This window comes from Phycicoccus sp. 3266 (assembly GCF_031456495.1).
GTDB lineage: Bacteria > Actinomycetota > Actinomycetes > Actinomycetales > Dermatophilaceae > Pedococcus.
The window spans coordinates 1,800,756-1,826,457 of record NZ_JAVDUW010000001.1 but is presented as its reverse complement, the minus strand read 5'-3'; the positions used below and the strand labels follow the sequence as shown (position 1 = coordinate 1,826,457).

23 protein-coding genes are annotated in these 25,702 nt (G+C 72.8%); 7 read left to right on the top strand and 16 right to left on the bottom strand.

All coding sequences use genetic code 11. The features are described from left to right. Window positions 1-12: 12 nt before the first annotated feature. The 4 genes from J2X64_RS08780 to J2X64_RS08765 form a co-directional block, all read right to left on the bottom strand. Entirely contained in the window at window positions 13-1,647 is a 1,635-nt protein-coding gene (locus J2X64_RS08780) for a cell wall-binding repeat-containing protein (protein WP_310152505.1), read from the bottom strand. A 171-nt stretch (window positions 1,648-1,818) separates the two neighbouring features. Then, window positions 1,819-2,493, bottom strand: coding sequence for a uridine kinase (locus tag J2X64_RS08775; RefSeq protein ID WP_310152503.1), 675 nt, complete (start codon window positions 2,491-2,493; stop codon window positions 1,819-1,821). Continuing rightward, window positions 2,478-3,068 (bottom strand): DUF6584 family protein, encoded by a 591-nt coding sequence (locus J2X64_RS08770; protein WP_310152501.1) that lies wholly within the window; start codon window positions 3,066-3,068, stop codon window positions 2,478-2,480. Before J2X64_RS08770 ends, J2X64_RS08775 begins: the two co-directional genes overlap by 16 nt. A gap of 81 nt (window positions 3,069-3,149) precedes the next feature. Further along, entirely contained in the window at window positions 3,150-3,779 is a 630-nt protein-coding gene (locus J2X64_RS08765; RefSeq protein ID WP_310152498.1) for a heme-binding protein, read from the bottom strand. Window positions 3,780-3,957: 178 nt separating this feature from the next. Between J2X64_RS08765 and J2X64_RS08760 the strand changes: the two genes are divergently transcribed. Next, window positions 3,958-5,835: an acyl-CoA dehydrogenase gene (locus tag J2X64_RS08760; protein WP_310152496.1), complete on the top strand. Its 1,878-nt coding sequence runs from the start codon at window positions 3,958-3,960 to the stop codon at window positions 5,833-5,835. A gap of 89 nt (window positions 5,836-5,924) precedes the next feature. Here the strand turns inward: J2X64_RS08760 and J2X64_RS08755 are convergent, their stop codons facing one another. From J2X64_RS08755 to J2X64_RS08745, 3 genes are all read right to left on the bottom strand, one after another. After that, complete coding sequence (locus tag J2X64_RS08755; protein WP_310152493.1) at window positions 5,925-6,695, bottom strand: CHAP domain-containing protein; 771 nt, start codon at window positions 6,693-6,695, stop codon at window positions 5,925-5,927. 255 nt (window positions 6,696-6,950) lie between these two features. Then, window positions 6,951-7,220 carry a DUF6458 family protein gene (locus J2X64_RS08750; protein ID WP_310152490.1) on the bottom strand — a complete coding sequence of 90 codons (270 nt, stop codon included), beginning with the start codon at window positions 7,218-7,220 and terminating at the stop codon, window positions 6,951-6,953. Between the two features lie 244 nt (window positions 7,221-7,464). Further along, window positions 7,465-9,345: an NHL domain-containing thioredoxin family protein gene (locus J2X64_RS08745; protein WP_310152487.1), complete on the bottom strand. Its 1,881-nt coding sequence runs from the start codon at window positions 9,343-9,345 to the stop codon at window positions 7,465-7,467. A gap of 170 nt (window positions 9,346-9,515) precedes the next feature. On the opposite strand from J2X64_RS08745, the gene J2X64_RS08740 reads away from it, so the two are divergent. Next, window positions 9,516-9,752 carry a hypothetical protein gene (locus J2X64_RS08740; protein WP_310152485.1) on the top strand — a complete coding sequence of 79 codons (237 nt, stop codon included), beginning with the start codon at window positions 9,516-9,518 and terminating at the stop codon, window positions 9,750-9,752. A gap of 80 nt (window positions 9,753-9,832) precedes the next feature. On the opposite strand, the gene J2X64_RS08735 is transcribed toward J2X64_RS08740, so the two are convergent. Together J2X64_RS08735 and J2X64_RS08730 are read right to left on the bottom strand one after the other, a co-directional pair. Next, on the bottom strand, window positions 9,833-10,642 hold the full coding sequence (locus J2X64_RS08735; RefSeq protein WP_310152483.1) for a carbon-nitrogen family hydrolase: 810 nt from the start codon (window positions 10,640-10,642) through the stop codon (window positions 9,833-9,835). After that, window positions 10,639-12,633 carry a cytochrome c oxidase assembly protein gene (locus J2X64_RS08730; RefSeq protein ID WP_310152481.1) on the bottom strand — a complete coding sequence of 665 codons (1,995 nt, stop codon included), beginning with the start codon at window positions 12,631-12,633 and terminating at the stop codon, window positions 10,639-10,641. The genes J2X64_RS08735 and J2X64_RS08730 overlap by 4 nt, the downstream gene beginning before the upstream one ends. Before the next feature lie 26 nt (window positions 12,634-12,659). On the opposite strand from J2X64_RS08730, the gene J2X64_RS08725 reads away from it, so the two are divergent. The 3 genes from J2X64_RS08725 to J2X64_RS08715 all read left to right on the top strand — a co-directional run bounded on the left by J2X64_RS08725 (window position 12,660) and on the right by J2X64_RS08715 (window position 15,686). Further along, on the top strand, window positions 12,660-13,382 hold the full coding sequence (locus tag J2X64_RS08725; RefSeq protein WP_310152479.1) for a maleylpyruvate isomerase N-terminal domain-containing protein: 723 nt from the start codon (window positions 12,660-12,662) through the stop codon (window positions 13,380-13,382). 106 nt (window positions 13,383-13,488) lie between these two features. Then, window positions 13,489-13,983 carry a MarR family transcriptional regulator gene (locus tag J2X64_RS08720; protein ID WP_310152476.1) on the top strand — a complete coding sequence of 165 codons (495 nt, stop codon included), beginning with the start codon at window positions 13,489-13,491 and terminating at the stop codon, window positions 13,981-13,983. Between the two features lie 5 nt (window positions 13,984-13,988). Further along, window positions 13,989-15,686 (top strand): MDR family MFS transporter, encoded by a 1,698-nt coding sequence (locus J2X64_RS08715; RefSeq protein WP_310152473.1) that lies wholly within the window; start codon window positions 13,989-13,991, stop codon window positions 15,684-15,686. A gap of 107 nt (window positions 15,687-15,793) precedes the next feature. Here J2X64_RS08715 and J2X64_RS08710 read toward each other — a convergent pair whose 3' ends face one another. The 7 genes from J2X64_RS08710 to J2X64_RS08680 all read right to left on the bottom strand — a co-directional run bounded on the left by J2X64_RS08710 (window position 15,794) and on the right by J2X64_RS08680 (window position 24,099). Then, entirely contained in the window at window positions 15,794-17,362 is a 1,569-nt protein-coding gene (locus J2X64_RS08710) for a dihydrolipoamide acetyltransferase family protein (RefSeq protein WP_310152469.1), read from the bottom strand. A 17-nt stretch (window positions 17,363-17,379) separates the two neighbouring features. Then, a complete protein-coding gene (locus tag J2X64_RS08705) occupies window positions 17,380-18,354 on the bottom strand; it encodes an alpha-ketoacid dehydrogenase subunit beta (protein WP_310152466.1) in 975 nt (324 codons plus the stop codon). Further along, window positions 18,354-19,553, bottom strand: coding sequence for a pyruvate dehydrogenase (acetyl-transferring) E1 component subunit alpha (pdhA, locus tag J2X64_RS08700; RefSeq protein ID WP_397444022.1), 1,200 nt, complete (start codon window positions 19,551-19,553; stop codon window positions 18,354-18,356). The genes J2X64_RS08705 and pdhA overlap by 1 nt, the downstream gene beginning before the upstream one ends. Before the next feature lie 219 nt (window positions 19,554-19,772). Continuing rightward, on the bottom strand, window positions 19,773-21,215 hold the full coding sequence (locus J2X64_RS08695; protein WP_310152464.1) for a lytic transglycosylase domain-containing protein: 1,443 nt from the start codon (window positions 21,213-21,215) through the stop codon (window positions 19,773-19,775). A 193-nt stretch (window positions 21,216-21,408) separates the two neighbouring features. Further along, complete coding sequence (gene mgrA, locus J2X64_RS08690; RefSeq protein ID WP_310152462.1) at window positions 21,409-22,455, bottom strand: L-glyceraldehyde 3-phosphate reductase; 1,047 nt, start codon at window positions 22,453-22,455, stop codon at window positions 21,409-21,411. A gap of 10 nt (window positions 22,456-22,465) precedes the next feature. After that, window positions 22,466-23,575 carry a histidinol-phosphate transaminase gene (gene hisC, locus J2X64_RS08685; RefSeq protein ID WP_310152459.1) on the bottom strand — a complete coding sequence of 370 codons (1,110 nt, stop codon included), beginning with the start codon at window positions 23,573-23,575 and terminating at the stop codon, window positions 22,466-22,468. Window positions 23,576-23,718: 143 nt separating this feature from the next. After that, window positions 23,719-24,099, bottom strand: coding sequence for a phage holin family protein (locus tag J2X64_RS08680; RefSeq protein ID WP_310152456.1), 381 nt, complete (start codon window positions 24,097-24,099; stop codon window positions 23,719-23,721). A gap of 84 nt (window positions 24,100-24,183) precedes the next feature. Between J2X64_RS08680 and paaI the strand changes: the two genes are divergently transcribed. Both paaI and galE read left to right on the top strand, forming a co-directional pair. After that, a complete protein-coding gene (paaI, locus tag J2X64_RS08675; protein ID WP_310152453.1) occupies window positions 24,184-24,606 on the top strand; it encodes a hydroxyphenylacetyl-CoA thioesterase PaaI in 423 nt (140 codons plus the stop codon). A 39-nt stretch (window positions 24,607-24,645) separates the two neighbouring features. Continuing rightward, window positions 24,646-25,662, top strand: a complete 1,017-nt coding sequence (galE, locus tag J2X64_RS08670; protein ID WP_310152450.1) for a UDP-glucose 4-epimerase GalE — start codon at window positions 24,646-24,648, stop codon at window positions 25,660-25,662. Window positions 25,663-25,702: the final 40 nt, after the last annotated feature.

Genomic DNA, 25,702 nt, shown 5'->3' with positions numbered 1-25,702 from the left:
CGCCGTCGCGGGTCAGCGGTCGGTGAGGGAGAAGCTCGTGAACTTCCAGGTGGCGGGGGATCCGCCGGTGCTCACGACCTCCACGCCGTAGCAGACCTGGTCGACCGTGGCCGACGACCCCCCGGACACGCGGCCCTTGGACACCAGCCAGGTGAGCATGGCCTTGATGTCGACGGTGCCGGAGGTCAGGCGGGCACCGCCGGAGGGCACGAAGGCGATGTACCCGTTGCCGGCGGTGGCGTACACGTCCCAGGTGTGCCCGCCCAGGGTGACGCCGGTGGCGAACCGGTTCCCGGCGGGGTACTGGCCGTGGTTGTCGGTCCAGATCATGACCTCGTCGTTGGGGACCCCGTTGAGCCACAGGTCGTAGGCGACGTCGTAGATGCCCACGTTCGGGGAGGTCGCGGCGAAGGAGGAGGTCAGCTTGGGGAAGCTGGCGATGGTGCGTCCGGAGTAGTCCTTGTGCACGTTGGGGTAGGTCTTGACCTCACCGGTGCCCGAGCTGTTGCTGGCGGTCGCGGTGTGGTTCCAGGAGTGGAACGAGCAGACCGAGGTGGTGCCCTTGGTGCCGGGGTACTTCGCGGCGTTCCACAGGTTGTTGTGGACGTAGAAGCCGCCGTCGGTCACGCCACCGTTGGGGTCGCTGGTGGTGAAGTACGGGTTCGTGCACACCGACCCCACCGGGGGCGGGGGCGTCGAGGAGCAGGAGGTCAGGGACGCGACGGCCGAGGACAGCGCGCCGGTGCCGCCGAGGAGCGTCACCCGGGTGGCCCCGAGCCGGGTGACCTCCGAGCGGACGCTCGCCGGGACGCAGCCCGCCTGGGAGAGCAGGACCGGGCCGGGCACGCCGGCCGCGACCGAGCCGCCGGACAGGGCGTCGGCGAAGTCCGCGCCCGTCGCGAGCAGCGCGCGAGGGGCCGACGAGAAGGCCGCCTTGGAGACCAGCGCCGACGTGTCGTACCGGTTGGCACCGGCGATCCGGGTGACCGGGGCGATCCCCGCCAGGCCCGAGGCCACCGAGGCGCTCACCGCGCCGGTGCCGCCGAGGACGGTGATGCGGGCGGGCCGCAGGCGCCGCAGCTCGGTGGCGGTGGCCGACGGCACCGAGGACGTGCCCACCAGCAGCACCGGCACGCGTTGCGCCCCTGCCGCCGCCGACCCCGACAGGGCGTCGGGGAAGTCGCCGCCCGTGGCGACGAAGACGTTCGCGACCCCCGCGGCATACGTGGACCTCGACAGCTGCGCCGCGGTGGCGAAGCGGTCGCTGCCCGCGACCCGGGTCACGCCCCCGCTGGTGAACCCGCGCAGGGCCGTCTCGACCGAGCCGGACACCGCGCCCGTGCCGCCGAGGACGACGATGCGGCGCGGCGCCAGCCGGGTCAGCTCGGTCCGCACCTCCGAAGGGATGCCGGTCGGCGTCACGAGCAGCAGTGGCGCGTGGTCGCGGCCGGCGACCGCGGCACCGGCCAGCCCGTCGGGGAACGAGGTCCCCGTCGCGACGTAGGCGACGGACACCCCCGCCGGGAAGGACACCGACGACAGCCTGGCCGCCGTGGCGTACCGGTTGGCCCCGGAGACCCGGTCCACCGTGGGCGTCGCCGCCTCGGCGGCGGCCCCGAGGGCCACCGACGCCACGAGTGCCAGCACGCCGACCGCACCCAACCGTGCCCGACCAGATGGGCGGGACCCTGCCGAACGAAGCCCGGGAGATACACGCATGACCTGCACCGTACTCCCGCACCCGCGCCCGTCGGGGCGGTTGCGGGCACCAACTCGCGGAGCGGGACGCGGCCGCGGGCGACCCTCCGGGACCCGGTCTCAGCGGGGCGCGACCGGGTCCACCACCAACGGATGCGACCAGTCGGAGTTGTCCACGACCACGTCGGCCCTGACCCAAGGAGTGCGGGCGGCGAAGTAGGTGCGCTGGGCCTCGACGTACCGGCGCAGCGCCAGGTGCGTGGGGTCGGCCGGGCTCCCGTCGCGAACGGCCATCCGCCTGGCCGTCTCCTCGAACGGCACCTGCAGCCAGACCACGTGGTCCAGGCAGCCCTCGAGCTCCTCGCGCTGGAGGAAGAGGCCGTCGAGGACGAGCACCGCGCCCGGCGGCGCCACGAGCCAGGCCTCCTCGAGCACGGCGTCCGTCGCCAGGTCGTGCCCGCGCGCCCGGTACCGGCGGGTGCCGCCCGGGCCGAGCGGCTCGAGGACCTCGGCCCGCAGCCGCCCGTAGTCGTAGGAGTCGAGCCAGAACCCCTCGGGGGAGTGCCGGCCGCGGGCATAGCGGAGCTCGCGCACCTGGTGCCAGTCGTCCGCGGACAGCTGCACCACCCTGCGGCCCAGCGCGCGCAGTGCGGCGGCCAGCTCGCCGGCGAGCACCGTCTTGCCGGCTCCGTCGACACCGTCCACGCCCACCCGGACGCAGTCCGCCCCGTCGCCGACAGGCACGCCCGCGGCGAGCTCGGCGACCAGCTCGGCCCGGGTCAGGGCACGAGCCACACGAGCACCGTGACGAAGCCGATCACCGCGCACACGACGAACAGACCCGCGAGCACCAGTGCCACGACGACCGCGGCGTCGAACCCGCCCGAGCCCTCCGGCTCCACGGCTGCGGTGGCCTCGACGCCCGGCGCCGGGACCGCGGCAGCGCGCCGCCGCAGGGCGTCCACCCGCTTGTTCCCCTCGTGCTCGCGCACCGGCGCGGGCAGGCTCAGCCACATCGCGGGGAAGTGGTCGGAGTACTGCTCGCGCCACGCGTCGACGGCCGCGTCGACGTCCTCGCCACGACGACCGGTGCCGAACCAGGCCGCACCGGCGGCGGGCAGGTCACGCATGGCGTACTGCACCTCCCCGAGCAGCTCGAGGGCCTCGGGGTCGTACGTCTCGGCGAGGTGGGCGACGAGCCGCTCGCGCGCGCGCCACTCCCGGCCGGCGGCGAGGTCGGCGCGCGCCTGCGCCAGGGTGCCGCCACCGCTCTTGTCGGCCTGCGGGCCCGCGCTGCCGGCGGCCGCGGAGGGGACCGACGCGGTGTCCCGGCCGGGAGGACCGGGCTGGCTGCGGGTGTCGTCACTCACCCCCGGAAGTATGCCGTCTGCAACGGCAGGCGCGTCGGCGGCGCCGCGAGCGCGCCGCCGGGTGCTCGGCGTGGGCGCTCCTCAGTCGTTCGTGCCGGCTCCCTCGGGCTCGACGACGTCCACGACGACCTCGTTGCGGCGCAGGAACCACGGCTTGAACGGCGGGTCGAAGCGCAGCCAGCGCGGCGCGCCCACCGGCGCCAGGCCGGCCTCCGACACGGCCTCGAGCAGCCGGTCGCGGTGCTTCTCGAACCCCGACTCGGTCCACCGGCCCGAGTACCCGATCGCAGCCGCGAGGGAAGGCGGGACCGTGCGCAGGCGGACCCGGTCGTCGGTCGGCTCCGGCGCCGTCTGCTCGGTCACGTCGGCGGGCAGGACGAAGGCGACGGTGAAGGACCGCTCCCCCGCTCCGCCCTCGCCCGAGGACCCGGCGTCCGGCACCTCCGCCTGCTCCTGCACCACCGGCGCGGTCATCGCCACGCGTTCCCCGCGCCCGGCCACCTGCTGCACGACGGGGGCGGTCATGGCGACCTTCGCCCTGGGCCGGTTGCCGCCGCTGATGTAGGCGAAGAGCGGTGCGAACGCGCGGTTGCCGGCGCCGCCGAGCGACCCGTGCACGGTGACCTCCGCCACCGCGTGGGCGGGGTAGCGCCGCAGCTCCACCCCGTCGGGCAGCCGGTCCACCACCTCGTACGACAGCTCCTCGGTCACGACACGACGCTACGCCCGCAGGACCCGGCCGGCCTCCGCTCGTGGTACCCCCGGCATCGTCCGAGCGGCTGAGGTCACTCCGTTCGGGGTTGCATTCGCTACTGGCGAGTAGCACCATGGAAGTTACCGGCTGGTAATGGCCGGAACACCGACGTTCCGAGCGTGGAGGTGCCCCGGGATGGGCCACTACAAGAGCAACCTGCGAGACCTCGAGTTCAACCTCTTCGAGGTCTTCGGCCGCGGCGAGGTGCTGGGCAGCGGCCCGTACGCCGAGGTCGACGCAGACACCGCCCGCGAGATGCTCAAGGAGGTCGCCCGGCTCTCCGAGAACGAGCTCGCCGCGTCCTTCGCCGACGCCGACCGCAACCCGCCGGTCTACGACCCCTCGACCTACTCGGTGACGATGCCCGAGTCGTTCACCAAGAGCTACCAGGCCTACGTCGACTCCGGCTTCTGGAACGTCGACGTGCCCGGCGAGCTCGACGGCACCGTCGTGCCGCCCAGCCTGAAGTGGGCCATGAACGAGATGGTGCTCGGCGCCAACCCGGCGATCGCGATGTTCGCGGCGTCCTACTCCTTCGGCAAGCTGCTCTACCTGCTCGGCAACGACGAGCAGAAGAAGCTGGCCCGCTGGATCATCGAGAAGGGCTGGCACTGCACGATGGTGCTCACCGAGCCCGACGCGGGCTCCGACGTGGGCGCCGGCCGCACCAAGGCCGTGCAGAACGAGGACGGCACCTGGAACGTCACCGGCGTCAAGCGGTTCATCACCTCGGCCGAGTCCGACATGACCGACAACGTCGTGCACTTCGTCCTCGCCCGCCCCGAGGGCGCCGGACCCGGCACCAAGGGCCTGTCGCTGTTCATCGTGCCGAAGTTCCACGTCGACCTCGCGACCGGAGAGCTGGGCGAGCGCAACGGCGCCTACGTCACCAACGTCGAGCACAAGATGGGCCTGAAGGTCTCCACCACGTGCGAGGTGACCTTCGGCGACAAGGAGCCCGCCATCGGCACCCTGCTCGGCGACACCCACGACGGCATCGCGCAGATGTTCCGGGTCATCGAGCACGCCCGCATGCTGGTGGGCACCAAGGCGATCTCGACGCTCTCCACGGCATACCTCAACGCGCTCGACTACGCCAAGCAGCGCGTCCAGGGCGCCGACCTGACCCAGCAGGGCGACAAGACCGCGCCGCGCGTCACCATCACCCACCACCCGGACGTGCGCCGCTCGCTGATGACCCAGAAGGCGTATGCCGAGGGCCTGCGTGCGCTCGTCATCTACACCGCGACCCAGCAGGACCTGGTCGACCAGGCGCTGCTCGAGGCCGGCGGGGAGGAGCTCGCCAAGGGCAGCCCGGCGGAGCTCGCGGAGCGCGTCAACGACCTGCTGCTGCCGATCGTCAAGGGCGTGGGCTCCGAGCGCGCCTGGGTGCTCCTCGGCCAGGAGTCGCTGCAGACCCTCGGCGGGTCCGGCTTCCTGCAGGACTACCCGATCGAGCAGTACATCCGCGACGCCAAGATCGACACCCTCTACGAGGGCACGACGGCGATCCAGGGCCTGGACTTCTTCTTCCGCAAGATCATCAAGGACAAGGCCCAGGCGCTCACCCACATCGCGATGCAGGTGCAGGAGTTCGCCAAGGACCTCGGCACCGACGGCGGTGCGCTCGACCGCGAGCGCGAGCTGCTCGGGCAGGCGCTCGAGAACGTCCAGGGCATCCTCGGGTTCATGGTCGGCGAGCTCATGAAGTCCGACCCCCGCCAGGAGGGCGGCGACCTCGCCAACCTCTACAAGGTCGGCCAGAACACGACCCGCCTGCTCCTCGGCGCCGGCGACCTCGTCATCGGCTGGCTCCTGCTGCGCCAGGCCGAGGTCGCGAACCGCGCCCTGCAGTCGGGCGAGGTCTCCGCGAAGGACCGTGACTTCTACGAGGGCAAGGTCGCCGCGGCGTCATTCTTCGCGCGCACCGTCCTGCCGAAGCTCGCTGCCGAGCGGGCCATCGCCGAGGCCACGGACAACGCGCTGATGGACGTGCCCGAGAGCGCCTTCTGACGCATCCCGCACCACGGCGAAGGGCCGGACACCTCCTGCGAGGTGTCCGGCCCTTCGTCCGTGCGTCCCTTAGTCCGTCCGGGCCCAGGTCACCCCTTGAAGCGGATGAAGTCCGTGAAGCCGTCGGCGTCGGTGCCGCGGTGCGCCTTGCGGTAGCTGTAGGTGTCGGCGCGCACGTGGTTGTACTCCTCCACCATGAAGGTGCCGTCGGCGTTGACCTTCGCGACGTATGCCACGTGGCCGTAGGTGCCGCTGCTGCGGACCGCGACGTCCCCGACGTGCGGGGTCTTCGAGACGGGGATGCCGGCCGCGCGGGCGGCGTCGTCCCAGTGCTCGGCGTTGCCCCAGTGCTGGCCCTTGTAGGAGTTGGAGAACCGGATGCCGAGGTTGTGGTTGACCCGCCACGCGGCGAAGGACGTGCACTGGCCCTTGTAGAAGTTCCACGGGTCGACGCCGGTCCCCTGGCCGCGGTAGGGGTAGTCGTCCTTGACGCCGCTGGGCGTGGACGAGCTGCCGCCGCACAGGGGCGCGACCCGGCCGTCGGACCCGGTGTAGATGTAGGCGTCCGCGACGAACCGGCCGCTGCCGATCTTGTCCCACCAGCTCGAGGTGCCGTACGGGCCGCTGACCGTGGTGCCACGGGTCTGGCAGGTGATGTCCACCCGCGTGCCCTTGGCCAGGCTGCCCACCGCGCGGTAGGTCGTGCCCGGGCCGGAGCGGACCGTGAGGTTCGCGCCGGTGGTCTTGACGGTGCCGGTCGCCGCCTCGGCGAGGGCCGCTCCCCCGGCCACGACGCCGAGGCCGATCGCCGCGGCGACCGCCGCGCGCACCGGCTTCCGGGTGATGGTGCTCAGTCGCATCTCGTTCTCCTGCTTCGTCGTTCGGCTCGGCCTGCCCCTTTGCGGAACCGGCGCTGGCAGGAACGTTGGCAGCACGCCACGACGGCGTCGATGGGGAGGACTGCCCCCGCGAGCGCCGTGCGCACGGACCTGTGGCGGGGAGGACTGCCCTCGGCACGCTGGCAGCAAGGCGGCCGCCCGGACGCGACGAGGGCGGCACCACGCTCGGTGGTGCCGCCCTCGGTGGAGCGGGGACGGGCCGCTGGCCCGGTCGACTCAGAGACGGTCGTTGCGGTCGACGTCGACCTCGTCGACGCGGGTCCCGGTGGCCGGGTCCTGGTGGCTGACGCGCCGCGCGGAGTAGCCGCCGGCCGTGGTGCGCCGCGTGATGACGAGCGACAGGAGGATCGCCAGGATGCCGGCGACGATGCAGATCCAGCCGACGGCGTGGACGCTGAGCACACCGCCCAGGCTCGCGTCACCGGTGTAGGCGAACGTGATGATCGCGCCCACGACGAGCAGGAAGATCCCAAGTCCGATGTACATGCTCACTCCAGGGGTCCGGCGGGTCCAGGGTTGACCCGCTCCTTCGAGCGTAGTGCCGCACGAGCCGACCTGCAGGGATGCCGAGGCCCCCCAACTCGTGCGCGGACACGGAGGTCTGCTCACAGACGAGCGGACCACTGCGCGCAGATCTGCTCGCTGCGCAGGCACACGCGCGTCTGTGCGCAGACCTGCGGGCCGAGCCCGAGTCCCGGCGACTCGGTGTGCACCGGCTGACCGGGGTGGGTCAGGAGGTGCCGCGCAGGTCGAGCGTGAGCGCGTCGGGGGCCCCGTCGACGAGCACGACCGGGATGCCCCAGTCCTGCTGGTACAGGTGGCAGGCCGCGTGCTCGGGGACCTCACCGGTGACCGGGTCGCCGTCGCACGAGGCCGCCTGCACCGAGACGTGCAGGACGCCGTCGACGACCGAGGGGTCGAGGACGAGCTCGCGGGTCAGGCCTTGCGCGCTCCCGGCACCTTCGCGCAGCAGCGCCTCGGGCGTCGCCGACACCATGAGCCGGGTCGGGTCGCCCCACCGCTGGTCGAGCTTCTGGCCCGTCGGCGGGGTGAAGGTGACCTCGAGCCGGACCGCGCCGGGAGCCAGCTCGGTGCGCGGTCGCTGCGTCTGGTGGGCGAGGCCGTCGACCCGGGTCGCCTTGTCGGGCAAAGGGATCCGGACCAGCTCGTGCGCAGCGGACTCGACGACGACCAGCCGTGTCTCTCCGTCTTCCGTGCGCTCGACGACGGCGTCGGACGGCTCGCGCAGGCCGGTCGCCAGCGTCGTCACCTCACCGCTCACCGGGTCGAACCGGCGCACCGCGCCGTTGTAGGTGTCGCTGACCGCGACCGACCCGTCGGGAAGGACGGTGACGCCGAGCGGGTGCTGCAGCAGGGCCTGGTCCGCGGCGCCGTCCCGGTGGCCGAAGTCGAACAGCCCGGTCCCGACGTGCGTCGTCACGGTGAAGCCGTCGTCGGTGAGGTCGAGCGAGCGCAGGGCCGAGGTCTCGGAGTCGGCGACCCACAGGCGGGTCCCGTCGGCAGAGGCGGCGAGCCCCGACGGCTGGGCGAACCACGCCTCGTCGGCGACGCCGTCGCGGATGCCCTCGGCCGTCGTGCCGGCCAGCACGGCGACGGTGTTCTCGGCCGGGTCGGCGGCCAGGTGCAGCGCCCACAGCTGGTGGGTGCCGGCCATGGCGACGACCACACGGTCGATGAACCAGGCGACGTCCCACGGCGTCGACAGGTCCTGCCGCAGGGCCGGACCGCTGCCGGACCGCTCGCGCAGCTGACGGCCGGTGCCCGCGAGCACGGTCCACGCACCGTCCTCGAGTCGCAGACCCTTGACCTGGTGGTTGACCGAGTCCGCGACGACCACGTCGTAGCCCACGCGCTGCACCACGTCCGCGGGCAGCAGCAGCAGGCCCTGCGGCTCGTCCAGCCGCCCGGGGCCGTCACCCTCGTGGTCGGCGAAGCGTCGGCGCTCGGTCTGCAGGTCGGCCTCGAGGTGGACGACATCGTGGTGGGTCGTGTCCGAGACGAGGAACGACCCGTCGTCGAGGGCGACGGCCTTGCCGGGGAAGCGCAGGGCGGTCGACGGCGCCGGCGGCGGGGTGTACGGCGAGTCGCCCTCGCGCAGCGTCCCCTTCGCCCGGTGCTCCTCGACGAGCTCCTCGACGAGGACGGAGAGCCCGTGGGCGTGGCCCTCACCGGACATGGACGCGACGATGTAGCCCTCCGGGTCGACGACGACCAGGGTCGGCCAGGCGCGGGCGGTGTACGCCTGCCAGGTCACCAGGTCGGGGTCGTCGAGGACCGGGTGGTGCACGGCATACCGCTCCACGGCGGCGGCCAGGGCGTCGGGGTCCGCCTCGTGCTCGAACTTGGGCGAGTGGACCCCGACGAGCACGAGCGAGTCGGCGTACCTCTCCTCGAGCGGCCGCAGCTCGTCCAGGACGTGCAGGCAGTTCACGCAGCAGAACGTCCAGAAGTCGAGGACGACGACGCGCCCCCGCAGGTCGGCCAGCGACAACTCGCGGCCGCCGGTGTTCAGCCAGCCACGGCCCCGCAGCTCCGGCGCCCGGAGGCGGGTGCGGGTCACCACGGCCTGGTCCTGTGCGTCTCGTCCCAACGGTCGGTCCTTCTCTCGCGTGTTCGGTCACGGTCCGGCGCGGCGGCGTGCGCCTGTCGGTGCCCGGGGGTCTCATGGTGGTGACGCCAGGAGCCGTCACGGTGACGATTCGGCGACGACGGCAACCCGGCGCGGCCCTGTCTCGTCATCCCAGTCAGGAGGTGCCTTCGATGAAGCACAGGGGGACCAGCACCGCGACTCCGGTCGCACTCAGCACGGTCGACGCCGTGCACCGCCGCGACCACACCCACGCCACCGGGCAGGACTGCCACCCGCACGCCGTCGAGGTGATCGGCCTGGGGCACAGCGCGATGGTCGTGTGCCACGACTGCGGCTCCGACACGGCCTTCATGGACCTGCGCCGCGCCGACCTCGTGGCCGAGCGGCACCGGCGCATGACCGCCTGACGGCGCGCGACCAGGACCTGGAGCAGCACCCGGCGTCACGGGCACCGGCATCAAGGTCACCGGAGTCACGGGCACCGGATTCACAGCCGGCGGTCCCGCAGGACGGGGAACTGCTCGCGCCAGGCCGCCACAGCGTCGAGGTCGACGTCGACGCTGAGGACCTGCTCGTCCGCCCCGGCCATGGCGAGCGCCTCGCCCGCCGCGGAGACCACCTGGGAGTGCCCGCCCATCTCGGTGCCGGCGTGCGTGCCCGCCGTGTTGCACGCGACCACGACGCACTGGTCCTCGACCGCGCGGGCGTGCGCGAGCAGCGTCCAGTGGCGCACGCGTGCGGCCGGCCACGCGGCCGGGACGACGAAGAGGGTGGCGCCGGCGTCGACCTGCCGGCGGTACAGCTCGGGGAAGCGCAGGTCGTAGCAGGTCGACAGCCCGGCCCGCACGCTGCCGCCGTCGCGCAGCGGCAGGTCCACCACGACGACGTCCTCGCCCGCGTCGAGGAGCTTGGGCTCGCCCGCGCCGAAGCCGAAGCGGTGCACCTTGCGGTATGCCGCGAGCAGGCCCCCGTCGGGGCCGTAGACGAGCGAGGTGTTCCAGAGTCCGTGCCCGTCGGGACCGACCTCTCCGCCGCCGGGGCGCTCGATGATCGACCCGGCGTGGAGGACGACACCGGCGTCCCGGGCCGCGGCCGACATCGCCTGCCCGACGGGGCCGTCGACGGGCTCGGCCCGGTCCTGCCACTCGCGGTAGGCGAAGCCGCCCGGCGCCCACAGCTCCGGCAGCACGACGAGGTCGTGGCCCGCCTGCGCCCGCACCAGGGCGGCGACCCGCTCGACCCGCTCCGGGACCGGCTCGGCGTCGCCGTAGCCGACCTGCACGACCGCAACCCTCATCGCGAACCTCCTCGTCCACGCTCGCGCAGCTCCGCGAGGTGCGCGTTGTACGCCGCGAGCTCGGCGTCCCCGTCGCGGTCTGCCTGCCGGTCGCGGCGACGGCTCTCGGCACGGTCCGACCGCACCCAGGCGATGGCCACCATGAGCGTGAGCGCCACGGTCGGGACCTCGCCGATGCCCCAGGCGATGGCCCCGGCGCGGTGCTGGTCTCCCAGCGGGTCGGCCATCCACGGCAGCTTGAGGGTCTCGAAGAAGTCCGGCGCCAGGACGGTGGTGCTGCTCGTCATCACGACGCCGAAGAACGCGTGGAAGCTCATCGTCGCGAACAGCACGACGAGCAGCATCAGCGGCGGCCACTTCCTCGGGCCCGGGTCGACGCCGACGAGCACCCAGACGAACAGGTACCCGGTGAGCAGGAAGTGCAGCAGCATCAGCACGTGCCCGGTGTGGGTGCGCAGGGCCAGCTCGAACAGCGGCGAGTAGTAGAAGATCGCGAGGCTGAAGAAGAAGAGGGCGGCGGCCACCACGGGGTTGGACAGCACCCGCATCGCGCGGGAGTGCACGACCTGGAGCAGCAGCTCGCGCGGGCCCCAGGTCTTGTCGCGCCGGGCGGGGAGGGTGCGCAGCGCCAGCAGGATCGGCGCGCCGGGCACGAGCAGCAGCGGCACCAGCATCGCGACGACCATGTGCATCACCATGTGCATCGAGAAGAGCACGCGGCCGTACACGCCGGGGGCGCCGCACACGGCATACACGAACACGACCCAGCCGAGCACCCACAGGATGGTGCGGTGAACCGGCCAGGCGTCGCCGCGGCGGCGCAGCCGCACCACGCCGGCGAGGTAGAGGCCGACCGCGAGCACCGCCAGGGCGACCCAGATCCACTCGGTGCTCCAGGCGGTGACCCACGAGGCCCCGGTCAGCGCGGCGGGCTCGGGGTAGCCGGTGAGGATGAAGGACCGGCTGGCGGCGGGGACCACCGCGTCGGGGACGGGAGGTGCCGAGCGGGACAGCGCGACCGCCGTGCCGAACGCGATCCCCATCACGACCAGCTCGGCGAGGACGAGCCGGACGAAGGCAGCCGTCGAGCCCTCGCCGGCGAGCCGGGGCAGCAGGGCCCGGCGGTGCCGCCAGCCCGCCACGCCCAGGAGCACGAGCGCCAGGGTCTTGACGAGGACGAGGGCGCCGTAGCGCGTGCCGAGGTTTCCGAGGTCACCCACACGCAGGTAGGCGTTCTGGACGCCGGAGAGCGCGACGGCCACGAAGCACCACAGGGCCACCGCGGAGAACCGCGTGGCCGCGGCGGCCAGGTCGCGACCGAGCAGGGGCCGCAGCACGGCGAGCCCGAGCAGCCCGCCCACCCAGAGCGTGGCGGCGACGAGGTGCACGGCGAGGGAGTTGACGGCGGTGGAGTGGTCGGTGGCCCCGGCGGCGTGGCCGGCGAGCGCCAGCGGCAGCAGCCCGCCGACCGCGAGGGCGAACAGCCACGCTATCGTCGCCCGGCTCGTCGCGACGAACGCCCCCACGCACACGACCAGCGCGACCCCGGCGGTGATCAGCTCGACCCGCACGGGCAGGAACTCCCAGGCGAACGTCGTGAACTGCTGCGGGAAGCCCGGGTCGGTGAGGGGCGTGCCGATCGAGTCGGCCATGGTGAGCAGCGCGCCGGCCACCGCCGCCAGCGCCCAGAGGGCCGCGGCCACGCCGGCCAGCCGGGTGGCGGTCTCGCGGCGCCGGGTGCGGGTCGTCTCGGGCACGAGGAACGCCGCGTTGAGCAGCAGGCCCACGGTCGCCGACGCGGCCACGTCGTGGACGACGCGGGCATAGACGACACCCCAGCGCACGACGGCCCCCGGGTCGGAGACCACGGGGGCGGCGGCGGCCTGTCCCACGATCGCCGCGAGGGGGGCGGCCACGAGGCCGGCCACCACCAGGACCCACAGCGGCAGGCGCGTGGGCAGCCGGGCGGGCGCGGACACGGACGTGCTCATGACGACAGCCTAAGTAGGGTGGGGTCATGCCTCTCCACCCGGCAGCCCCTGAGGACCTCGCCGGCCTCGTCGCAGCGTACGAGCAGACGACGCAGGCCGTGGTCGACCTCGGCCGCAGCTGCCGGGACGAGGACTTCTCCCGACCCACCGCGCGCGAGGGATGGACGGTGCGCGACGAGATCGCGCACGTCGTCGCAGGCGACCCGGCGCACCGCGCGGGGGTGAGCGCGCCGAAGCTCGTCTCCGAGCTGGAGCTGGTCGCCGAGCGCCGGGTGCGCGGCCTCACCGAGGACCCGGACGCCGTCGCCGCCCTGCGCCGGGACACCATCGCCGCCTGGGTGGCCGAGCAGGACATCCGCCAGGCCCTCGGCCGGCCCGGCGACCTCGACTCGCCCGCCGCCGCCATCGTCATGGAGGAGCTCTTCGGCCGCCTGCCGGAGCTGGTCGCCGAGCGGGCCGGCATACCGCCCGGCAACGTCGTCATCCTCGAGGTGACCGGGCCCGTGCTGGGACGCGCGGGGGTGTGGGTGGACGCCGGCGAGGACGGCCAGGCACGCGGCATCCCGCTGTTCTCCGGGGTGGCCCACGACGGCGACCCGCAGGACGTCTTCACCACCATCACGCTGTCGACCGACGCCGTCACCCGGCGCTGCGCCGGCCGGGGCGCCGTGGACGAGATCCACTACACGGCGCACGGCGACGAGGACGTGGCCAGGCGCGTGCTGGAGAACCTCACCCTCACCTCCTGAGGGGTCGCGCGCCGGGGTCGGCCGAACGGCTGACCCCGTTTTGCGGGTGCCGCCCCGGTGGCGGATACTTGTATGCCGCAAACAAGTATCCTCGACGAAGGTTCCGATGACGACCCCTGCCCATCGACTCGACCGGGCCACGACCGAGCGGGTCAGCCTCGACCTGGTCCGCCTGGTCAAGCTGCTCAAGGCCGTCCGCCAGCACGCCCCACGGCTGCACCCGGCGGTGGACACCATGGCCTACCCGGTCCTGTTCAACCTCGCCCACGAGGAGCGCCGCGTCTCGGCGCTCGCCGAGTGCGTGCACTCGGACATCTCCACCACCAGCCGCCAGGTGAGCAGCCTGGTCAGCCACGGCCTTCTCGAGAAGGTCAGCGACCCGGAGGACGGCCGGGCGCAGGTGGTGCGGCTCAGCCCCGCCGGGCACGACCTGCTCGCCCGGATCCAGGAGCAGCGCAGCACCTGGTTCGAGCAGCTGCTCGAGGGCTGGACCGCCCAGGAGGCCAGCGACTTCGCCGACCACCTGGAGCGCTTCACCGCCGCCCTCGAGCGGTCGCACCTCTCCTCACCCACGTCCACCACGTCCACCACGGAGCACTGACACCCATGGCAGCAACCGCCACCACACCGCCGGACAACGGCGCCCTCTCCCACCGGCAGATCGTCACGATCCTCGTCGGCCTGATGATGGGCATGTTCCTCGCCGCCCTCGACCAGACCATCGTCGCCACGGCGATCCGGACCATCGCCGACGACCTCAAGGGCCTGGACCAGCAGGCCTGGGCCACCACGGCATACCTGATCACGTCGACGATCGTCACGCCGCTGTACGGCAAGCTCTCCGACATCTACGGCCGCAAGAAGTTCTTCTCGGCCGCAATCACGATCTTCGTCATCGGCTCGGTGCTGTGCACCCTCTCGCAGTCGATGCTCCAGCTCGCGTTCTACCGCGCGGTGCAGGGACTCGGCGCCGGCGGCCTCTTCTCGCTGGCGCTGGCCATCATCGGCGACATCGTCCCGCCGCGGGAGCGCGCCAAGTACCAGGGCTACTTCCTCGCCGTCTTCGGCACCTCGAGCGTCCTCGGCCCGGTCATCGGCGGGTTCTTCGCCGGCCAGACCACCCTGCTCGGCATCTCCGGCTGGCGCTGGGTCTTCCTCGTCAACGTGCCGATCGGCATCGCCGCCCTGCTCGTCGTCGCCCGCACCCTGCACCTCAACCACACCCGCCTCGACCACCGCATCGACTGGTGGGGCGCGGTCACGCTGTCGGTCGGCCTCGTGCCGCTGCTGCTCGTCGCCGAGCAGGGCCGTGACTGGGGCTGGGCCTCGGGTCGCTCGATCGCCTGCTTCGTCGTCGGCGGCCTCGGGATCGTGGCGTTCCTCCTGGTCGAGCGGGCCATGAAGGACGAGGCGCTGCTGCCCCTGACGTTGTTCACCAACCGCACGGTCGCCGTCGCCTCCGGGGCGTCGGTCCTCATCGGCATGGCCATGTTCGGCGGCCTCGCGTGCCTGCCGCTCTACCTGCAGATCGTCAAGGGCGCCTCGCCCACCAAGGCCGGCCTGCTCCTGCTGCCGCTGACGCTCGGCATCATGTTCGGCTCGATCCTGTCCGGGCAGATCATCAGCCGCACCGGCCGCTACCGGCGGTTCCCGATCATGGGTGCCGCGCTGCTGACGGTGTCGCTGTTCGTCTTCCACTACGTCCACGCGGACACCCCGCTGTGGCAGACGATGATCGTGATGGTGTTCTTCGGCCTCGGGCTCGGCTTCAACTTCCAGCCGCTCACCCTCGCCGTCCAGAACGCCGTGTCGCCCCGGATGATCGGTGTCGCCACCTCCTCGGCCACCTTCACCCGCCAGATCGGCGGCACGCTCGGTACCGCGGTCTTCCTGTCGATCCTGTTCTCGACGGTCGGCGACAAGATCGCCTCCGCGCTGCAGAAGGCCGTCCCGACGCCGGAGTTCCAGGCCGCGCTCAAGGACCCGGCCAACGCGGCGTTCGCCAAGCAGATGCAGGCGGCCCAGGCCTCCGGCGGCAGCGCCTCCGGGACCGGCGTCCTCAAGGACTCCTCGTTCCTGAACTCGCTCGACGCCCGGCTCGCCAAGCCGTTCCTCCAGGGCTTCTCGGACTCGATGGACCTGGTCTTCCTAGTCGGGTCCGGCGTCATGGTCATCGGCTTCCTCGTCATGCTGTTCCTGCCGCACGTCGAGCTGCGCGGCGGGTCGGCGTACTCCGAGCGGGGAGCCTCCGACAAGGCCGACGCCGAGCGCGCGGCGGCCGCACCCCCGGCGATGGGTCACTGAGGGCCTCGGTCCTCCGGACGGCCCGCACACGACGAAGGCCCCGCCGCTCTCCGGAGCGGCGGGGCCTTCGTCATGCGGGATCGTCCCGCCGGGGTTCCTCGTACGGGTCAGCCCCAGACGAGCCCACGGGCCGGGTCGGCGAGGATCGCGCCGACGTCGGCGATGAACTTGCTGCCGAGCTCGCCGTCGACCAGGCGGTGGTCGAACGACAGCGCCAGCTGGGTGACCCAGCGCGGCTCGATCGTCTCGGTGCCGTCCTCGGCGGTGACGACCCACGGCTGGCGGCGGATGGCACCGAACGCCAGGATCGCCGACTCGCCGGGGTTGATGATCGGCGTGCCGGTGTCGACCCCGAAGACGCCCACGTTGGTGATCGTGATCGTCCCGCCCGACATCTCGGCCGGCTGGGTGCGACCCTCGCGCGCCGTGGCGGTGAGGGCCCCGATCGCCTCGGCCAGCTGCCGCATCGACATCTGGTCGGCGTCCTTGATGTTCGGGACGATCAGGCCGCGCGGCGTCGCGGCGGCGATGCCCAGGTTGACGTAGTGCTTGACCACGATCTCCTGCGCGGCCTCGTCCCACGTCGCGTTGATCTCCGGGTGGCGGCGGATCGCGATCGCCATCGCCTTGGCCAGCACCAGCAGCGGCGTGACCTTGACGTCCTTGAACTCGCGGTCCTTCTTGAGCCGCTCGACGAGCTCCATCGTGGCGGTCGCGTCGACGGTGACCCACTCGGTGACGTGCGGTGCGGTGAACGCGCTGCCCACCATGGCCTGCGCGGTCATCTTGCGGACGCCCTTGATCGGGATGCGCGTCTCCCGCTCGCCCGTGCGGGCGAAGACCGGAGCCGTGTATGCCGCCTGGCCTGCTTCCGCCGCCGCCGCGCCGGCCTCGCTGCCGCCACCGGCGGCAGGAGCGGTCGCCGGGACACCGGTCGTGGCACCCGAGGCGTGGGCGTCGACGTCGGCGCGGGTGATGATGCCGCCCTCGCCCGACCCGGCCACGGAGGCCAGGTCGACGCCGAGGTCCTTGGCGTACTTGCGCACCGGCGGCTTGGCCAGCGCGCGGGCGCCACCGGCCCGGGCAGCGGGCACCGCAGCCGTCGCGACCGCGGCAGCCGGGGCGGCCGGTGACGCCGCGGGCACGGCCGCGGCAGGCGCGGCGGTCGCGCCGTCGGCCGGCGCGGGAGCGCCTGCACCGGGCTTGCGCGGGCGGCGCTTGGCCTCGGTCTGCTTGACGCCGTAGCCGACGAGGACAGCCGTGCGACCGGTGGACGTCGTCCCGCCGATCTTGCCCTCCTCGATCTCCTCCTCGGCCTGCGCGGCGGCGACCTCGGCGGCGAGCTTCGGTGCGGGGCTGCCCTCGAGACCCGGCTCGACCGGGCCCTCGGCGGGGGCGTCCTGCACCGACGTCGGGGCACCGGCACCGGCGCCGCCGGCGGTGTCGACGGCGATGATCGGCGTGCCGACCTCGACGGTCGAGCCCTCCTCGACCAGCAGGGCGGTGACCGTGCCGGCGAACGGCACGGGCAGCTCGACCAGGGACTTGGCGGTCTCGATCTCGACGACGATGTCGTTGACCTTGACCGTGTCGCCGACCTTGACGTTCCAGGTGACGATCTCGGCCTCGGTCAGGCCCTCGCCGGGGTCGGGAAGCTTGAACTCACGAACGGACATGGGTGTGCGCGCCCCTCTCAGAAGGCCAGCGAGCGGTCGACGGCGTCGAGCACCCGGTCGAGGTCGGGGAGGAACTCCTCCTCGAGCTTGCTGGGCGGGTACGGCAGGTTGTAGCCGCCGACCCGCATCACCGGGGCCTCGAGAGAGTAGAAGCACTCCTGCTGCAGGGTCGCGGCGATCTCCGCGCCCATGCCGAGGAAGGTCGACGCCTCGTGGACGACGATCGCCCGGCCGGTCTTGCGGACCGACTCGGTCAGCGCGGGGACGTCCAGCGGGGACAGCGAGCGCAGGTCGATGACCTCGAGGTCCTTGCCCTCCGCCGCGGCGGCCTCGGCGGCCTGCAGACAGGTCTTGACCATGGGGCCGTACGCGATGAGCGTCGCGTCGGTGCCCTCACGGACGACGTTGGCGCGCAGCAGCTCGCGCGGGGCGCCGTCCTCGGCGACCTCGCCCTTGTCCCAGTACCGGCGCTTGGGCTCGTAGAAGAGCACCGGGTCGTCGGTCTCGATGGCCTGCTGGATCATCCAGTAGGCGTCCTCGGCGTTCGAGCAGCAGACGACCTTGAGGCCGGCGGTGTGCGCGAAGTACGCCTCGTTGGACTCGGAGTGGTGCTCGACGGCACCGATGCCGCCGCCGACGGGGATGCGGATGACCATCGGCAGCTTGACCTTGCCGAGCGAGCGGGCCCGCATCTTGGCGACCTGGCTGACGATGTGGTCGAACGCCGGGTAGACGAAGCCGTCGAACTGGATCTCCACGACGGGCCGGTAGCCGCGCAGGGCCATGCCGATCGCGGTGCCGACGATGCCGGCCTCGGCGAGCGGGGTGTCGATGACCCGGTCCTCGCCGAAGTCCTTCTGCAGGCCCTCGGTCACGCGGAAGACGCCGCCGAGCTTGCCGATGTCCTCACCCATGAGGACGACCTTGGGGTCGCGCTCCATGGCGGCGCGCAGCCCCGAGTTGATGCCCTTGGCGATGGTCATGGTCCCCATCAGTGACCTCCCTCCTCGGCGAAACCGGCGTGGTAGGCGGCGAACTCCTTGCGCTCGGCCTCGACGACCGGGTGCGGCTCGACGTAGATGTGGTCGAACATCGAGTCGCCGGTCGGGTCGGCCATCGACAGGCAGCCCTCGCGGACGTGGGCGGCGAGCTCGTCGGCCTCGCGGTCGACCTCGTCGAAGAACGCCTGGTCGGCCTTCTTCTCGTGCACGAGGTAGGACTTGAGCCGCTCGATCGGGTCGCGGTGCTTCCACACCTCCACCTCGGCGGAGACGCGGTACTTGGTGGGGTCGTCGGAGGTCGTGTGCGCACCCATGCGGTAGGTGAAGGCCTCGATGAAGGTGGGGCCCTGGCCGGTGCGGGCGGCGTCGAGCGCCTGCTTGGTCACGGCATACACGGCGAGGACGTCGTTGCCGTCCACCCGGACGCCGGGGAAGCCGAAGCCGCGCGCCCGCTGATAGAGCGGGATGCGGGTCTGGCGCTCGTTGGGCTCGGAGATGGCCCACTGGTTGTTCTGGCAGAAGAACACCACCGGGGCGTTGTTGACGGCCGCGTAGACGAACGACTCGTTGACGTCGCCCTGCGCGGTCGCACCGTCGCCGAAGTAGGCGATGACGGCCGCGTCGCGGTCCTCGTCACCGGTGCCGACGGCTCCGTCGCGCTGGATGCCCATGGCGTACCCGGTCGCGTGCAGCGTCTGCGCGCCGATGACGATCGTGTAGAGGTGGAAGTTCTTCTCGTTCGGGTCCCAGCCACCGTGGTTGACGCCGCGGAAGAGGCCGAGGAGGTTGAGCGGGTCGACCCCGCGGCACCAGGCGACGCCGTGCTCGCGGTAGGTCGGGAAGGCGTAGTCCTGCGGGCGCAGGGCGCGACCGGAGCCGACCTGGGCGGCCTCCTGGCCGAGCAGCGAGGCCCAGATGCCCAGCTCGCCCTGGCGCTGGAGCGCGGTCGCCTCGGCGTCGACCCGACGGATGAGGACCAGGTCGCGGTAGAAGCCGCGCAGCTCCTCCTCGCCGAGGTCCTTGACGTACTCGTCGTACTCGGTGTTCTCCACGCGCTGCCCCTCGGGGGTGAGCAGCTGGACCATCTCGGGCCCGCCGTCACCCACCTCGGGCACGGGTGCGGTCAGCTCGGCGATCACGTCGCCCTCATGGTCGACGCTGGTGGCGTCGGCGACAGCGTTGTCGCTCACAGGCACTCCTTCTTCACCCTGGCGGGGTCCCCGCCGGTGTCTGGCGGCATGGTGGTGTGGCACTGCTTGTGGCGGCGCTCACATGTGGCCCTTGCACGGGCCAAGATATCGGCAGCAGCCGGGAATCTCAGAATCCGGGACGGGACCCCGCTCCACCGCGGTCGTGGGCGGTGGCGGCGCGCGGCGTGGGGCGGCCGGGCCCGCCGGTCAGCCCGCTGGTCAGCCCGCGGCGGAGGGGGCGGTCCGGCCCAGCAGGGTCGCCTCGGCGGCCGTGGCGGACGAGGTCGACGGGACCGGCGTCCGGGTGGGGGCGGCCGTAGTCGTGCACGAGGCGGTCGGGGTGGGCGAGGCGGTCCCGGAGGGGGACGAGGGGCTCGTCGTGCCCGAGGTGGCCGTGCTCGTCGTCGACCCGGACGGGCACGCGGCGGTGGTCGTGGAGGACGACGGGCTGCTCGTGCCGGTGGGCAAGGTCGTGGTCGACGGCGCCGACGTGGTGCTGGTCGTGGTCGACGTCGTGGTGCTGGTCGTCGTCGGGCTGCCCGAGGTCGTCGACGAGCCCGAGGCCGTGGAGGTGGCGGACGTCGTCGGACTCCCGGTCCACGTGCGGGTGGCCGTCCTCGGCGTGGCGGCCGCCGTGGGGGTGCCGGCCGCGGGAGCCGTGCTCGTCCTCGGGCTGGGGGTGTCAGCCGGGCGGGTCCCGGGCGACGCGGACACCGGGGCGGCCGTCGTCGGCTGGACCGAGGGGGGACCCACGAAGAGCGCGGCCTGGACGGAGGGCGCGCTCCCGAGCACGGTGGTGCCGAGTGCCCCCGGGGTCATCCGCGGCACGAGGGCCAGGACGGTGGCCAGGTAGGTGGCCGAGTGGTTGTAGGACAGGATCGCGGCACGCAGGTCGGCGGGGGCGGACAGGTCCCGACCGCCGGCGCAGAGGTGGTACGCCGCGGAGAGCGAGGCGTCCTCGATGTCCTGCGGGTCGGCCACGCCGTCACCGTCCGCGTCCACGCCCCAGCGCGCCCATGTGGAGGGGATGAACTGCATCGGGCCGACGGCGCGGTCCCACACCGGGTCGCCGTCCCACCGGCCGTGGTCGGTGTCGTGGATGCGCGCGAACCCGTTGCCGTCGAGCACGGGCCCGAGGACCGGCGGTACCGCGCGGTGGCGCGAGTCGAGGCTGCGGCCCGCCAGGGAGCCGGACTCGACCTGGCCGATGGCTGCCAGCAGCCTGGGGTCGAGGTGGCACGACGCCGGGACGGCGGCGGCCGCAGAGCGGTAGGCGGCCCACAGGTCCGCTCCGACCCCGACGGCAGAGCCTGGGCTGCCGGGCGGCTCCACCAGCACGACCGGGGAGAGGGGCAGCACGACCGGCGAGGGAGCCACCGGGAGGCCCGTCCCGGATCCGGCCGCCACCGCGGTGCGTGGCTCGGCCTCCTGCTGCCAGCCGGGGACCTGGGGTGCCGACGCCCGGTCACGGGATGGCGCGGAGCGGCCGTGCGCGTCCGCCGCCTGCGCCCCCGGGCCGGTCGGCGCCGAGGCCGCACCCACCAGCAGGGCCAGCAGCACGAGCGTGGGCCCGGGACGCAGCAGCCGGCGCAGGGAGGGCACGCGCACCACCCGGGGGGCAGCGGGTCCGCCGAGCTGCTGCACGTCCTTCGTCGAGGTCACATCGCGCTCCCACCCCGTCGAGCCTGGCCACGGTCGTCCCTCGACCATGCCCCGCGGCGGCGCGGCCCAAACACCCGCCGATGACGTAGACGGGCCGACCGTGTCGGCCCGCGCCGATCAGGTCGCGACCGGTCAGCCGGCCCACCCCTGTCAGTCCCGGCCCGGTCGGCCCGACCCGGTCAGCCCGGTCCGGTCAGCTGAGCTGGGACTGGGTGCGCCAGAGGTCGATGCCCGCCTCGACGGCGTCGCGGTCGATCTCCTCGAGCTCGGCGTCGCTGAACCGCAGGTTCGCCACGGCCGCGGCCGAGTCCTCGAGCTGGCCCACGCTGGACGCGCCGATGAGCACCGAGGTGACCCGCTCGTCGCGCAGCACCCACGACAGCGCCATCTGCGCGAGGGACTGCCCGCGCTCCTGGGCGAGGTCGTTGAGCTTGCGGACGTGGGCGAGCGCCTCGTCGGTCAGCAGGTCGGGCGACAGCGACTTGCCCTGGCTGGCGCGGGACCCCTCGGGGATCCCGCCCAGGTACTTGTCCGTGAGCATCCCCTGCGCCAGCGGGCTGAACGCGATGCAGCCGACCCCGCGCTCGCCGAGGGTGTCGAGCAGGCCGCCCTCGACCCAGCGGTTGAGCATCGAGTAGCTGGGCTGGTGGATGGTCAGCGGGACGCCCATCTGGCGCAGGAGGTCCGCCGCCTGGGCGGTGAGCTCCGGGCCGTAGCTGGAGATACCGGCATACAGCGCCTTGCCCTGCTGGACGATCGAGGCGAGCGCCCCCATCGTCTCCTCGAGCGGGGTGTCGGGGTCGGGGCGGTGGCTGTAGAAGATGTCGACGTAGTCGAGGCCGGTGCGCTTGAGCGTCTGGTCGAGGCTCGCCACGAGGTACTTGCGCGAGCCGCCGTCGCCGTACGGGCCGGGCCACATGTCCCAGCCGGCCTTGGAGGAGATGACCAGCTCGTCGCGGTACGGGCGGAAGTCGTCGCGCAGGTGGCGGCCGAAGTTGGTCTCGGCGGCGCCGTAGGGCGGGCCGTAGTTGTTGGCCAGGTCGAAGTGGGTGATCCCGATGTCGAAGGCCCGGCGCAGGATGGCGCGCTGGGTCTCGAACGGCTTGTCGTCGCCGAAGTTGTGCCACAGGCCGAGGCTGACCGCGGGCAGCCGCAGGCCCGACTGGCCGACCTTGCGGTACGGCATGGGGCCGTAGCGGTCGGGAGAGGCGAGGTACGGGGGGAGCCAGGTGTCGACCATGGCCCCCACCCTAGGAGGCGGGGTGGTCCGTGAGGAACCGGCCCGCGACCTCGACGAGCGCGTCGTTGGCCTCGGTCTCGCCGATGGTGGCGCGCACGCCGTCGTTGCCGTACGGGCGCACGGTGAGGCCGGCCTCCTGGGCCGCCTGGGCGAACTCGGCCGAGCGGTCGCCGAGGGCGAACCAGACGAAGTTGGCCTCGGTGTCGGGGATGAACCAGCCCTGGCCGCGCAGCAGCTCGACGACCCGGGTGCGCTCGGCCACGAGGGCGTCGACCCGCTCCTTGAGCTCGTCGAAGGCGCCGAGGGAGGCGACGGCCGCCGCCTGCGCGAGCGAGTTCACGCCGAACGGCACGGCCGTCTTGCGCAGCGCGCCCGCGACCGGCTCGTGCGCCACGGCATACCCGACGCGCAGGCCGGCCAGGCCGTACGCCTTGGAGAAGGTGCGCAGGACCATGACGTTGGGGTGCTCGCGGTAGAGCTCGAGGCTGCGGGGCGCGTCCTCGCCGGTGACGAACTCGACGTACGCCTCGTCGATCACCACGAGCACGGTGCGCGGCACGGACTCGACGAACGCCGCGAGCTCGGTGTGCGTGACCACCGTGCCGGTGGGGTTGTTGGGGGTGCAGACGATGACGACCTTGGTGCGGTCGGTGATCGCCGCGCGCATGGCGTCGAGCCGGTGCCGGGCGTGGTCGTCCAGGCCCACCTGGACCGACTTCGCGCCGGCGAGCGCCGTGACGATGGGGTACGCCTCGAACGAGCGCCACGCGTAGACGACCTCGTCGCCGGGGTCGCAGGTCGCCTGGATGACCTGGCCGAGGACGCCGACCGAGCCGGTGCCGGTGGCGACGTGCTCGACCGGGACGCCGAGCCGGTCGGCGATGGCCTGGGACAGCTCGCCGACGGCCATGTCGGGGTACCGGTTGATCGAGCCGGCTGCGTCGCGGACGACCTCCAGGACCGACGGCAGCGGCGGGTACGGGTTCTCGTTGGACGAGATCTTGTATGCCGTGACGCCCTCGCGCGCGGCCGCCGGCTTGCCGGGGACGTACGCGGGCACCTGGTCGAGGGCGTCGCGCAGGCGGACGCCGCCGTCTGCGGCCGAGTCGCTGGAGGTCATGGCGTCACTGTATGCGGCACCGGCCCACGTGCGAGCCCGGCCACGGTCCCCCCACCTGCGACTTCTTGCCCGGCGACGACCTCGGCAGGCCGCCGCCGGCGCCGATCCGGTGCCGACCGGGCAAGAAGTGGGACGAACGCGCGTCAGTCGTCGTCGTCGGGGAGGACCCAGCCGAGGACCATCGAGACGATGGTGATGACCAGGGCCCCGAGGATCGCGTCCCACCAGAAGTGGTCGATGACGAACGACAGCCCCAACGGCCCGGACACCCACTCGGTGAGCTGGAGCATGAACGCGTTCACGACGAAGGTGAACAGCCCCAGGGTCAGCACGATGAGCGGGAAGCTGAAGAACTTGGCGACCGGCTTGACGATGGCGTTGATGAGGCCGAAGACCAGCGCGACGAGAAGGACGGTCGCGAACTTGGACCCGAACTTGCCCTCGCCGAACGAGATGCCCGGCACGAGCCACGCGGCGACCCACAGGGCGACGGCGTTCACCGCGATCTTGATCAGGAAGTTCATGGCCCGATCGTGCCAGAGGGAGGCCGCCGTCCGCTGACCGCGCGGCGGCGGGTCGGCGCCCGACCTGTGCGCCACGATGGCCCCATGACCGACGGCGCAGCGGACGGACCCGACCTCACCCACGTCCGGCGCATGTGGGCGGACGACCGAGCGAGCCGCGGCCTCGGCATGCAGGCCCGCACCATCGAGCCCGACCATGCCGTCGTCTCCATGGCCGTGACGGAGGCGATGGTCAACGGCCACGACATCGCCCACGGCGGCTTCATCTTCACCCTCGCCGACTCGACCTTCGCCCTCGTCTGCAACTCCGGCGGCCGGCTCACCGTCGCTGCCGGCGCCGACATCACCTTCGTCACCTCGGCCCGGCTCGGCGACGTCCTCGTGGCCGAGGGCCGCACCCGGGCGGCCTACGGGCGCAGCGGGCTCACCGACGTGACGGTGACCCGCGAGTCCGACGGCGCCGTCGTGGCCGAGTTCCGGGGGAGGTCCCGCTCCCTCCGCGGTTGAGCGTGGCCGCACAGGCGCCGCGCGGCATACGGTTGCCCCATGCGCGTCCTCGTCACCGGCGGTGCCGGCTACATCGGCTCCCACACCGTCGTCCAGCTCGTCGCCGCCGGCCACGAGGTCGTCGTGGTCGACAGCTTCGCGAACTCCAAGCCGACGGTCGTGCCGCGGCTCGAGGCGCTCATCGGCGGGCCGCTCGAGGTGCACGCGTTCGACCTGACCGACCGCGACAAGACCGAGTCGCTGTTCGCCGAGCGGCAGTTCGACGCGGTGATCCACTTCGCCGGGCTCAAGGCCGTCGGCGAGAGCGTCGCGGTGCCGCTGGAGTACTACCAGAACAACCTCGACTCGACCTTCGCCCTCGTCCGAGCCATGCAGCGCCACGGCTGCTTCAAGCTCGTCTTCTCCTCCTCGGCGACGGTCTACGGGGACAAGGCCGAGCCGCCGTTCACCGAGGACCTGCCCACCGCGGCGACCAACCCCTACGGCTGGACCAAGGTGATGCAGGAGCAGATCCTGCGCGACGTCGCGCTCACCGACGAGCGCTGGCGGGTCGCACTGCTCCGCTACTTCAACCCCGTCGGCGCGCACGCGTCCGGCACGATCGGCGAGGACCCGTCCGGGATCCCCAACAACCTCATGCCCTTCATCGCGCAGGTCGCCGTCGGGAAGCTGGACAAGCTCCGCGTCTTCGGCGACGACTACCCGACCCCCGACGGCACCGCGCTGCGCGACTACATCCACGTCGAGGACCTCGCGGCCGGGCACATCGCCGCGCTCACGAAGCTGGGGGCCACCGACGAGCGGGTCTGCACCTGGAACCTCGGCACGGGCCACGGCACGAGCGTCCTGGAGGTCCTGCACGCCTTCGAGAAGGCCTGCGGCCACGAGCTGCCGCACGAGGTGGTCGGCCGCCGGGCGGGCGACATCGCCGCCTCGTTCGCCGACCCGTCGCGCGCCGAGGCCGAGCTGGGCTGGAAGGCGACGCGGACCATCGAGGACATGTGCGCCGACCAGTGGCACTGGCAGCGGGAGAACCCGCTCGGCTACCCCGACTGAGAGGTCGCCGAGCGGGTCCGTGACCCCCGGCCGTCGTGCG